Consider the following 10,650-nt stretch of genomic DNA (forward strand, 5'->3'; position numbering starts at 1 on the left):
TGGTGGCTATGACGGGATTCGAACCTGTGACCCCCGCATTATGAGTGCGATGCTCTAACCAACTGAGCTACATAGCCAACCGTGCTTCCAGTGAGTCGTTGCCTCGTCACTGTGCGGCCGGAATTATGCGTATCTGGCTCTGGGGCGTCAACCCTTTTTTTGTTTGAAAAAACGAATTTGGGTGCGTTTGGCGAGTTATTGGCCGCTATCGTGCAAAAGCCCAACAATCTGGTTTTTTTTACGACATTCGCACCCAGATCGCGCCTCTGGCCAGATAAAAAAGAGGCCAGCAAATGCTGGCCTCTCATGGGGTTAGACGTTGAACAGGAAGTTCATGATATCGCCATCCTTGACGATGTAGTCTTTCCCTTCCGCGCGCATCTTGCCTGCTTCCTTGGCGCCTTGCTCACCCTTGTAGGTGATAAAGTCGTCGAAGGCGATGGTCTGGGCGCGAATAAAGCCTTTTTCGAAGTCGGTGTGGATCTTGCCAGCGGCCTGCGGGGCGGTGGCGCCTACCGGAATGGTCCAGGCGCGCACTTCTTTCACACCGGCGGTGAAGTAGGTCTGCAACTTGAGCAGCTCGTATCCGGAGCGGATCACCCGGTTCAGGCCCGGCTCCTCGATGCCCAGATCCGCCATGAACTCGGCGCGGTCTTCGTCGTCCAGCTCGGCGATGTCCGCCTCGATGGCGCAGCAGACGACCACGACAACGGCGTTCTCGGCGGCGGCTATCTCACGGACCTGATCCAGGTAGGGGTTGTTCTCGAAGCCATCTTCCGCCACGTTGGCGATGTACATGGTGGGTTTCAGGGTCAGGAAGTTGAGGTGGCTGACGGCGTCCAGCTCATCCTTGTCCAGCTTCATGCCGCGGATCATCTGGCCGTTTTCCAGGGCAACCTTGATCTTCTCCAGCACTTCCACTTCCAGCTTGGCATCCTTGTCGCCGCCCTTGGCACGCTTGGACTGGCGATTGATGGCGCGCTCGCAGGCATCCAGGTCGGAGAGGGCCAGCTCGGTGTTGATGACCTCGATGTCGTCGGCCGGGGAGACCTTGCCCGCCACGTGGACGATGTTCTCGTCCTCGAAGCAGCGCACCACGTGACCGATGGCTTCGGTTTCACGGATGTTGGCGAGGAACTGGTTGCCAAGGCCTTCGCCCTTGGAGGCACCGGCCACCAGGCCGGCGATGTCCACGAACTCCATGGTGGTCGGCACGACACGCTGCGGATTGATGATGGCCGCCAGCTGGTCGAGGCGGGGATCTGGCATGGGGACCACACCCGTGTTCGGCTCAATGGTGCAGAACGGGAAGTTGGCGGCTTCGATGCCGGCCTTGGTCAGCGCATTGAACAGGGTGGATTTGCCTACATTGGGCAGGCCCACGATACCGCATTTAAAACCCATGGATTGTTACCTTGTTGATGGATGCTTCAAGGGGCCGCGCGGGCGGCCCGTGTCGTGTTGCTTGACCCCGAGGCGAGGGATCTCGCCAGGGGCCGGTCATCTTGAACTGCCTGGCGATGCAGGCTGAAGGCCTAGACTTTCTCGGCCTTGAAGCTGTGCAGGCGATTCATGGCCTTGGTCATGTCCTGCTTGAACAGAATGTCGGTGGCGCGCAAGGATTCGTCCAGTGCGGCCTCGATCAGACTCTGCTCACTGCTGGGCGCCTTGGTCAGCACGAAGCCGGCGACCAGCTCCTTGGCGCCCGGATGGCCGATGCCAAGGCGCAGCCGGAAGAAGTTATTGTTGTTGCCCATCCTGGCGATGATGTCCTTGAGGCCGTTATGGCCGCCGTGACCGCCCCCTTGCTTGAACTTGGCGATGCCGGGAGGCAGGTCCAGCTCGTCGTGGGCCACCAGGATCTCTTCCGGGGCGATCTGGTAGAAGCGCGCGAGCGCCGCCACGGCCTTGCCGGAGAGATTCATGTAGGTGTTCGGGATGAGCAGCCGCACATCCTGCCCGTCCACCAGGAAGCGGGCGGTGTGGCCGAAGAACTTGGGCTCTTCGCGCAGGCTGACATTGTGCCAGCGTGCCAGTTGCTCCACATACCAGGCGCCCGCATTGTGGCGGGTCTTGGCATATTCGGGGCCGGGATTACCCAGCCCGACAATCAGTTTGATTTGACTTGTCACGCTTGATGTCTTCACTCGCTACTTGCCATGGGCGGATGACCCGGGGCAATGGGACGCAATATTCTAGCCGCCGAGTGGCGATCACTCAACCAAAGTGCGGCAAGGTCGGGGAAAAGCCGGACAGAAGGGCTCGGGTGGGGTGGCTCGTCCGAGGTTTTCGTCTCTTGCCGAGTGGAGGTTGGCGGCTGGCGCCAGGCACCCAAAAAAACAAAAACCGCCATTCGGCGGTTTTTGTCACAACAGGGTCTATCAATGCTCGAACATGGCAGAGATGGACTCTTCGTTGCTGATGCGGCGAATCGCTTCGGCCAGCACGGAGGAGAGGGTCAGCTGCTTGACCTTGCCGACTGCCTTCATCTCCGGGGTGAGCGGGATGGAGTCGGTGATGATCAGCTCGTCGATGACCGAATTCTTGATGTTTTCAACGGCGGTGCCGGAGAAGACAGGGTGGGTCGCATAGGCGAACACGCGCTTGGCACCACGCTCTTTCAGCGCTTCGGCCGCTTTGCACAGGGTGCCGCCGGTGTCGATCATGTCGTCGACGATGACGCAGTCACGACCGGCTACGTCGCCGATCAGGTGCATGACCTGGGAGACGTTCGGACGGGGACGACGCTTGTCGATGATGGCGATGTCGGTGTCGTCCAGCAGCTTGGCGATGGCACGGGCACGGACTACGCCGCCGATGTCCGGTGACACGACCACGGGGGATTCGAGGTTCTTGGCCTTCATGTCTTCCAGCAGCACCGGGCTGCCGAACACGTTGTCGACGGGGACGTCGAAGAAGCCCTGGATCTGCTCGGCATGCAGGTCAACGGTCAGCACACGGTCCACACCCACGCTGGAGAGGAAGTCTGCGACGACCTTGGCGGTGATGGGCACACGGGCGGAGCGGACGCGGCGGTCCTGACGGGCATAACCAAAGTAGGGGATAACGGCAGTGATACGGCCAGCTGAAGCACGACGCAGTGCATCCACCATGACGATCAATTCCATCAAATTGTCGTTGGTCGGGGCACAGGTGGATTGAATGATGAAGATATCGCCACCGCGTACATTCTCGTTGATCTGTACGCTGATCTCGCCGTCGCTAAAGCGACCTACGGCAGCATTGCCGAGTTTGATAAACAGGCGATCTGCGATCTTCTGGGCTAGTTCCGGCGTTGCGTTACCAGCAAACAGCTTCATGTCAGGCACGGTTTGAAACCTCGGGGTTGCATCCAGTATGTGGGGAGTCTGATTTTAGACCCGTATCGTTTGGGGGCAAACGATTTAGCAAGATGACGGACAAGGTCTCTGGGCGATGTCGAGGATGGCGTCTCATCACCCGCAGGGTGGGTGGACGGGAATCCACCTTGAGCGCCATCACGTCAGATTGGCCCAAGACACATCGACGAGGTCAACACCTCCCGATGCGGCCTCAACAAGGAGAGAGTTGGCTGGGGTACTAGGATTCGAACCTAGGAATGGCGAGATCAAAACCCGCTGCCTTACCGCTTGGCGATACCCCAATCACTCACTTGTTGCAAAGTGACGAAGAGTGGTGATATGTTCTCGCCCTTGGCGACAAACCCATCCCAGCCTTCCGGCACTCTTGCCAACACCTTCCGAGCAGCCATTTCGTCTTCAAATCGAGCAAAGACGCAGGCGCCAGTGCCCGTCATTCTTGACGGCGCGTATTCTAGCAACCAGCCGAGCGCATTGGCAACCTCGGGGTGGCGCTTTTTCACCAGCAGTTCGCAATCGTTTTTCCACTCTCCTGCCAGCAGATTGTCCAGGGTCATCTTGGGGGTGTTGCGGGGCAGGTCGGGATCCTGGAACACGGCGGCGGTGGCCACATGGCAATCGGGCTTGAGTACCAGGTACCAGGCATCCGGCACCTCGACCGGTTGCAACCGCTCCCCCACGCCCTCGGCGAAGGCGGCCTTGCCCCGCACGAACACCGGCACGTCGGCGCCCAGCTGCACGCCGAGCTCTGCCAGCTCGTCTTCACTCAAGCCGGCTTGCCAGAGGTGGTTCAGGGCCACGAGGGTGGTGGCCGCGTCCGACGAGCCGCCCCCGATGCCACCGCCCATGGGTAGTACCTTCTCCAGCCGGATATGGGCTCCCTGCGGACTGGCCAATCGGCTCTGCAACAGTCGCGCAGCCCGGATGATGAGGTTTTGTTCATCGGGCACGCCGGGAATGGCCGGGCTCAAGGTGAGCTGGTCGCTGCCGGGGATCGGCTCGAATTCGAGCCAGTCGCCGTGGTTGAGGAAGATGAAGAGGGTCTGCAGTTCGTGGTAGCCATCGGGGCGGCGGCCGTTGACGTGCAGGAAGAGGTTGAGCTTGGCCGGGGCTGGCCAGCGGATCGGCGCCTGGTCGTGCATCATGGTGCCAGGGTCCACTCGTTGATCTGCAGCTTGAGACGGCTCTCCTGCCCGGTCATAGTGAGCAGGTGGGGCAGGCGATAGCCGTCCTGATCCCGATAGTCCCCGTAGACGATCTGCCACTGGCCGTCGCGCACGCTGGCGAGGCTGGCATCGGGGTTGAGCTCGAATTCGGCCTGCCCCGGCAATCCCTTGATCCACTCAGGCAGCCCGGCCACTGGAATGTGCCAGCCGGTGAGCTGATAGACCAGGAGCTCGGCATCCTGGCTCTGGTGTTGTTTTCCGTCGTTGTCGAGCAGAGTCACCTCGCCGCCGGTGCGGGAGAGTTCCAGAATATGGGTGCCGATGAGGCTGGTGAGGTTGAGGCGATAGTCATCGCCGTTTTGCTGCCAGTTGAGGCGGGCGCTGCCCTTCTGGCGGGCGGTGATGATGGCCATCTTGCCCGACAACTGCCAGTGTGTGAGGCGTTCGAGGCGGGCGCGCTCCTGCTGCCAGTTGACCTGATCCCGCTGGGGTTGGGTGGTGGTACAGCCCGCCAGCACCAGCAGGCAGGCGAGGGAGAAGATACGCAACAACAAGGTGGAGCTCCGCAGATGAGGTTTGCGACAGTATAAGGGGCGGCCGTATTGCTTTTAAAGACTTACCCTTTCTCGTACAATTGTCGGCCTCTACACCCTGTGCATGAAACGATCATCACCCACCCATGAGTCTGCTTGCCCTCGGAATCAACCACAACACCGCCAGTGTCGCCTTGCGGGAGCGGGTCGCCTTTGGCCCGGACCGCATCGATCGCGCCCTGCGTGAGCTGGTGGAGCAGCCTGGCGTCAGCGAGGCGGTGATCGTCTCCACCTGCAACCGCACCGAGCTCTATTGCAGCCTGGAGCAGGGGCAGGGGGAGCAGGTGCTGAACTGGTTGCAGCGGTTCCACGGGCTGGAGGCGAGCGAGGTGCTCTCCGCCATCTACCGGCACCAGGACGAGGAAGCGGTGCGACACCTGATGCGGGTGGCCTGCGGCCTCGACTCCCTGGTGCTCGGGGAGCCGCAGATCCTGGGGCAGATCAAGCAATCCTACGCCCACGCCCAGCAGGCGGATGCGGTGAAAGGATCCCTGGAGCGCCTGTTCCAGAAATCCTTCTCGGTGGCCAAACGGGTGCGCACCGACACCGAGATCGGCGCCAGCGCAGTGTCGGTGGCCTTCGCCGCCGTGAGCCTGGCCCGCCGTATCTTCTCCGATCTCTCCCAGACCAAGGTGCTGCTGGTGGGCGCCGGTGAAACCATCGAACTGGTGGCCCGCCACCTGCGCGAGCAGAGCGTGACCCGGATGATGGTGGCGAACCGGACCCTGCAACGGGCCCAGTTGCTGGCAGAGGAGTTCGGTGCCCAGGTAATGACCCTGGAGGAGATCCCGGACTACCTGCACGAGGCGGACATCGTCATCAGCTCCACGGCAAGCCCCCTGCCCATCATCGGCAAGGGCATGGTGGAGCGGGCGCTCAAGGCGCGTCGCTTCAAGCCCATGTTCCTGGTGGATATCGCCGTGCCCCGCGACATCGAAGCCGAGGTGGACGAGCTTTCCGATGCCTATCTCTACACGGTGGACGATCTGCAGGGCATCATCGAGCAGAACCTAGAGACCCGCAAGCGGGCGGCCGCCGAGGCGGAACTCATCGTGCAGGAAGAGCGCGACGAGTTCATGGGCTGGTATCGCAGCCAGCACTCGGTGGATCTCATTCGCGATTATCGCCATCAGTCACAGCAGGTCGCCGACGAAGAGTTGCAGCGGGCCCTGCTGGCCCTGCAACAGGGTGAAAATGCCGAGCAGGCGCTCAAGGCCATGGCCCATCGCCTCACCAACAAGCTGATCCACGCACCGACCCAGGCCCTGCGCCAGGCCGCCGCCCAGGGGGACAGCCACAAGCTGGCCCAACTGCGTCAGGTGCTGGGATTGTCACAAGAATCATAGTGTTGGGACGGCCCTTTGCCGTCCCGTCCTCCATCGAGAATCCAAGAGTCATGAACCCCTCATTGATCAGAAAGCTGGAAGGCCTCATCGAGCGCCATGAAGAAGTACAGGCCTTGCTCGGGGAGCCCGGGGTCGCCTCGGATCAGGACAGATACCGCGCCCTGACCCGGGAGTATGCCCAGCTGGAAGATATCGTTCACGCCTTCCAGCGTTTCCGCCAGGCCGAAGAGAACCTCGACACCACCCGGCTGATGCTGGAGGAAGAGGATGCCGAGCTGCGGGAGATGGCGCAGGAGGAACTGCCGCTCGCCAAGGCGACCTTCGAGGAGCAGGAGCAGGCGCTTCAGGTGATGCTGTTGCCGCGCGACCCCAAGGATGACAACAACTGCTATCTGGAGATCCGCGCCGGTGCCGGTGGCGACGAGGCGGCCATTTTCGCGGGGGATCTGTTCCGCATGTACTCCCGCTACGCCGAGCGTCAGGGGTGGCGTGTCTCCATCGTCAGCTGCAATGACGGCGAACACGGCGGCTACAAGGAGGTGATCGCCAAGGTGGACGGCGAGCACGTCTACGGCCGCCTCAAGTTCGAGTCCGGCGGCCACCGGGTGCAGCGAGTCCCCGAGACCGAATCCCAGGGCCGGGTGCACACCTCCGCCTGTACCGTGGCCGTGCTGCCGGAAGTGCCGGAAGCCGAGCAGGTGGAGATCAACCCCTCCGAGCTGAAGATCGACACCTTCCGCGCTTCCGGTGCCGGCGGCCAGCACGTCAACAAGACCGACTCCGCCATCCGCATCACCCACCTGCCCACCGGGCTGGTGGTGGAGTGCCAGGACGAGCGCTCCCAGCACAAGAACCGCGCCAAGGCGATGTCGGTGCTCTCCGCTCGCCTGCAGGCGGCCGAGGACGAACGCCACCGCGCCGCCGAGCAGAGTACCCGCCGCAACCTGGTGGGCTCCGGGGATCGCTCCGAGCGCATCCGCACCTACAACTATCCCCAGGGGCGTCTCTCCGAGCACCGGATCAACCTCACCCTCTATCGTCTGGGCGAAATCCTGGAAGGGGATCTGGACTGCGTGATCACCCCCCTGGTGCAGGAGTATCAGGCGGATCAGCTCGCCTCCCTGGCCGAGAGCAACTGATGCAGATCCAGCAGGCCCGCGCCCATATCATGGCGACCCTGGCCTCCGGGGAATCCCCCCGTGCCGACGCCGATGCCCTGCTCTGTCATCTGCTGGATTGCCGGCGCAGCTATCTGATGACCTGGCCGGAGCACGAGCTCGATGCCGCCCAGCAGGCGACCCTGGCGGGCTGGCTTGCCCGTCGCCTCAATGGTGAGCCCATTGCCCACCTCATCGGCGAGCGGGAGTTCTGGTCGCTGCCGCTGAAAGTGAGCCCGGCCACCCTGATCCCGCGCCCCGATACCGAGGTGCTGGTGGAACAGGCGCTGGCCCGCCTGCCGGGCGGCCCCTGCGCCCTGCTGGATCTGGGCACGGGCACCGGTGCCATCGCCCTTGCACTCAAGTCTGAGCGACCGGATGCCGATGTATGGGCGGTGGACAGGATGCCGGCCGCGGCCGCGTTGGCCCGCACCAACAGCGCCGCCCTGGGGTTGCCCATCGAGGTGCGCGACGGCAGCTGGTTTGCGCCGCTCTCGGATGCACCGCGCTTTGCGATGATCGTCTCCAACCCGCCTTACATCGACGGGACGGACCCCCATCTTCACGAGGGGGACGTGCGCTTCGAGCCGCGCTCCGCCCTGGTGGCGGAGGAGCAGGGGCTGGCGGATATCCGCCTCATCGTCACCCAGGCGCCCGCCCATCTGGTGCCAGGTGGCTGGCTGTTGCTGGAACACGGCTGGGATCAGGGGGAGGCGGTGCGTCAACTCCTGCTGCAACAAGGCTACGTCCAGGTGGAAACCGTGCGCGATTACGGCGATAACGAGCGGGTGACCCTGGGGCGCCTGGCTCAGTGATATGACGGGCGGCCCGGTCTGCCCCTGTTCAAGGAAATCTTATGTATGTTGTTCTCAAGCATCTGCACCTCACCCTGATTGCCGGGGCCGTGCTGATGTTTATCCTGCGCTTTTACTGGTTGCAGACCGGCTCCGCGCTAGCAGGGGGAGCCCGCACCCTCAAGATCAGCGGCTGGCTCAACGGCCTGGTGGTGCTCTCCGGTGCGCTGCTCTGCATGGTGCTGGGTCTCAACCCCCTCAACAACGCCATCCCCTGGCTGGCCGAGAAGCTGACATCCATCCTGGTGGTGGCGTTTCTGGCCATGATGGCGCTGCGTCTGGCCCGCAGCAACGGCATCCGCTGGTTTGCCTTCCTGGGCGCACTGGGGTGGATCTTCTTTATCGCCAAGCTTGCGGTGCAAAAGCAGGCCAGCCTGTTCGGCTAGGAAGGATGACGATGATACGTGTGGATGAGTGGACCGACTTCGAGGCTCACGATCTGGCCGAGCTGGCGCTGTCGGTGAGCGACGAGATCCGGGGCCATGGCGGCACGGGAGAGGCCGAGCTTGCCCGCCTCGATGCCTGGCTGGACGAGACGATTGCCGAGGGAGACTGCGACGAGGTGCGCCGTCAGCTGTTGCAGGGTTTCTACCAGACCCTGGGCTTTCGTGGCGACTGGCAGGATTACTTCTCGTCCGCCAACTGCGATCTGGACCAGGTGCTGGCAAGGCGCAAGGGGATCCCGGTGAGCCTTGGCATCCTCCTCATCCAGCTGGGTCGCAAGATAGGGCTGGATGTGGAGGGGATCTGCTTCCCCGGCCATTTCCTCCTGAGTTTTGCCGGTCTGGACGGGGAGGTCTATGTGGACCCCTTCAACGGTGATGAACTGAGCCGGCACCGCATCGAACTGCTGCTGCGCGGTGCCCTCGGCAACCTGGCGAGTCTGAGCGATGATCATCTGCAGCCATCGGGGCAGTGGGAGATCATCGAGCGCTTGCTCAATGTCAGCAAGGGCGCCCTGCTGCGCGAGGAGCGCATGACGGAGGCGTTGCGCTGCAGCGAGCTGCTGCTGCGCATGAAGCCCGGCGATCCGCTGGAGACGCGGGATCGGGGCTTCATCTATGAGCAACTCGATTGCCCGCGCTTTGCCGCCGACGATTTCGAATACTTTATTGAACAATGCCCTGATGATCCCGTGGCCGACGTGCTGAAAACCCAGCTGGCCACCCTGGATCTCAGTCCCAAGCCCCTCCATTAAGGATCCCTGAGATGGAACAGAAGAATATCAAGGTCAACCAGATCGACGTCGCCAACGACAAACCTTTCGTGCTGTTCGGCGGCATGAACGTGCTGGAATCCCGCGACATGGCGATGGCGGTGTGCGAGAAGTACGTGGAAGTGACCAGCAAGCTCGGCATCCCGTTCGTGTTCAAGGCGAGCTGGGACAAGGCCAACCGCTCCTCCATCCACTCCTATCGCGGCCCGGGTCTGGAAGAGGGGATGAAGATCTTCCAGGAGCTGAAAGCGACCTTCGGCATGCCGGTGATCTCCGATCTGCATGAGCCCCATCAGGCCAAACCGGTCGCCGAGGTGGTCGACGTCATCCAGCTGCCCGCCTTCCTGGCGCGCCAGACCGATCTGGTGGAGGCCATGGCCCGCACCGGCAACGTCATCAACATCAAGAAGCCGCAATTCCTGAGCCCAAGCCAGATGAAGAACATCACCGACAAGTTCGAGGAGTGTGGCAACGATCGCCTGATCCTCTGCGAGCGCGGTGCCAACTTCGGCTATGACAACCTGGTGGTGGACATGCTGGGCCTGAGCGTCATGAAGAAGAGTACCGGCGGCTATCCGGTCATCTTTGACGTCACCCACTCCCTGCAGTGCCGTGATCCCCTGGGAGCGGCCTCCGGCGGTCGCCGCGAGCAGGTGACCGAGCTGGCCCGTGCCGGCATGGCGGTGGGCCTGGCCGGTCTCTTTATCGAATCCCACCCGGATCCGAAAATTGCCCGCTGCGACGGCCCGAGCGCTCTGCCGCTGGAGAAGCTGGAAGGCTTCCTCAAGCAGATGAAGGCCATCGACGATCTCGTCAAGGGCTTCGAGCCCCTCGATACCTCCGCCTGATCGCGATTTTTACTATCAAAAATGCCCCGCCATGCGGGCAATGCTGTTCACTTAAGAGAATTTGAGTTCCAGTCCACGTAGTATCAGGGCTAAAAAATGAGGGAGGCATGA

Annotated in this window: 11 protein-coding genes and 2 tRNA genes; 6 read left to right on the plus strand and 7 right to left on the minus strand. The window is 62.3% G+C overall.

The features are described 5' to 3' along the window. The 7 genes from OKB81_RS16885 to lolB all read right to left on the minus strand — a co-directional run bounded on the left by OKB81_RS16885 (window position 1) and on the right by lolB (window position 5,079). Window positions 1-77 (minus strand) — tRNA-Met (locus OKB81_RS16885). 235 nt (window positions 78-312) lie between these two features. After that, a complete protein-coding gene (gene ychF, locus OKB81_RS16890; RefSeq protein WP_010673843.1) occupies window positions 313-1,404 on the minus strand; it encodes a redox-regulated ATPase YchF in 1,092 nt (363 codons plus the stop codon). 131 nt (window positions 1,405-1,535) lie between these two features. Beyond that, the gene (gene pth, locus OKB81_RS16895; RefSeq protein WP_041215615.1) at window positions 1,536-2,132 is read right to left on the minus strand and encodes an aminoacyl-tRNA hydrolase; all 597 of its coding nucleotides are present in this window, start codon (window positions 2,130-2,132) and stop codon (window positions 1,536-1,538) included. A gap of 249 nt (window positions 2,133-2,381) precedes the next feature. Beyond that, the gene (locus OKB81_RS16900; RefSeq protein WP_010673845.1) at window positions 2,382-3,329 is read right to left on the minus strand and encodes a ribose-phosphate pyrophosphokinase; all 948 of its coding nucleotides are present in this window, start codon (window positions 3,327-3,329) and stop codon (window positions 2,382-2,384) included. Between the two features lie 239 nt (window positions 3,330-3,568). Next, a tRNA-Gln gene (locus OKB81_RS16905) sits at window positions 3,569-3,643 on the minus strand. Then, window positions 3,623-4,501, minus strand: a complete 879-nt coding sequence (ispE, locus tag OKB81_RS16910; RefSeq protein WP_160839059.1) for a 4-(cytidine 5'-diphospho)-2-C-methyl-D-erythritol kinase — start codon at window positions 4,499-4,501, stop codon at window positions 3,623-3,625. The genes OKB81_RS16905 and ispE overlap by 21 nt, the downstream gene beginning before the upstream one ends. Then, the gene (lolB, locus tag OKB81_RS16915; protein WP_039039599.1) at window positions 4,501-5,079 is read right to left on the minus strand and encodes a lipoprotein insertase outer membrane protein LolB; all 579 of its coding nucleotides are present in this window, start codon (window positions 5,077-5,079) and stop codon (window positions 4,501-4,503) included. The genes ispE and lolB overlap by 1 nt, the downstream gene beginning before the upstream one ends. A gap of 125 nt (window positions 5,080-5,204) precedes the next feature. On the opposite strand from lolB, the gene hemA reads away from it, so the two are divergent. From hemA to kdsA, 6 genes are read left to right on the plus strand one after another with little or no spacing between them, the layout of a single operon-like run. Next, window positions 5,205-6,464: a glutamyl-tRNA reductase gene (gene hemA / locus OKB81_RS16920; protein WP_134996625.1), complete on the plus strand. Its 1,260-nt coding sequence runs from the start codon at window positions 5,205-5,207 to the stop codon at window positions 6,462-6,464. Window positions 6,465-6,514: 50 nt separating this feature from the next. Beyond that, window positions 6,515-7,603 (plus strand): peptide chain release factor 1, encoded by a 1,089-nt coding sequence (gene prfA / locus OKB81_RS16925; protein ID WP_041215613.1) that lies wholly within the window; start codon window positions 6,515-6,517, stop codon window positions 7,601-7,603. Then, entirely contained in the window at window positions 7,603-8,436 is an 834-nt protein-coding gene (gene prmC, locus OKB81_RS16930) for a peptide chain release factor N(5)-glutamine methyltransferase (RefSeq protein WP_039039602.1), read from the plus strand. Before prfA ends, prmC begins: the two co-directional genes overlap by 1 nt. A 41-nt stretch (window positions 8,437-8,477) precedes the next feature. After that, on the plus strand, window positions 8,478-8,861 hold the full coding sequence (locus OKB81_RS16935) for a SirB2 family protein (RefSeq protein WP_042880800.1): 384 nt from the start codon (window positions 8,478-8,480) through the stop codon (window positions 8,859-8,861). An 11-nt stretch (window positions 8,862-8,872) separates the two neighbouring features. Further along, on the plus strand, window positions 8,873-9,673 hold the full coding sequence (locus OKB81_RS16940; RefSeq protein WP_041212584.1) for a SirB1 family protein: 801 nt from the start codon (window positions 8,873-8,875) through the stop codon (window positions 9,671-9,673). An 11-nt stretch (window positions 9,674-9,684) separates the two neighbouring features. After that, the gene (gene kdsA, locus OKB81_RS16945) at window positions 9,685-10,539 is read left to right on the plus strand and encodes a 3-deoxy-8-phosphooctulonate synthase (protein ID WP_160839057.1); all 855 of its coding nucleotides are present in this window, start codon (window positions 9,685-9,687) and stop codon (window positions 10,537-10,539) included. Window positions 10,540-10,650: the final 111 nt, after the last annotated feature.

Source organism: Aeromonas sp. QDB56, from assembly GCF_027705505.1.
Lineage (GTDB): Bacteria > Pseudomonadota > Gammaproteobacteria > Enterobacterales > Aeromonadaceae > Aeromonas > Aeromonas caviae.

Excerpts from the sequence above, each read along its gene's own strand:
- prmC (WP_039039602.1), top strand. The coding sequence starts at position 7,603 with ATGCAGATCCAGCAGGCCCGCGCCCATATCATGGCGACCCTGGCCTCC.
- kdsA (WP_160839057.1), top strand. The coding sequence starts at position 9,685 with ATGGAACAGAAGAATATCAAGGTCAACCAGATCGACGTCGCCAACGAC.
- ychF (WP_010673843.1), bottom strand. The coding sequence starts at position 1,404 with ATGGGTTTTAAATGCGGTATCGTGGGCCTGCCCAATGTAGGCAAATCC.
- ispE (WP_160839059.1), bottom strand. The coding sequence starts at position 4,501 with ATGCACGACCAGGCGCCGATCCGCTGGCCAGCCCCGGCCAAGCTCAAC.
- hemA (WP_134996625.1), top strand. The coding sequence starts at position 5,205 with ATGAGTCTGCTTGCCCTCGGAATCAACCACAACACCGCCAGTGTCGCC.
- prfA (WP_041215613.1), top strand. The coding sequence starts at position 6,515 with ATGAACCCCTCATTGATCAGAAAGCTGGAAGGCCTCATCGAGCGCCAT.
- OKB81_RS16940 (WP_041212584.1), top strand. The coding sequence starts at position 8,873 with ATGATACGTGTGGATGAGTGGACCGACTTCGAGGCTCACGATCTGGCC.
- OKB81_RS16935 (WP_042880800.1), top strand. The coding sequence starts at position 8,478 with ATGTATGTTGTTCTCAAGCATCTGCACCTCACCCTGATTGCCGGGGCC.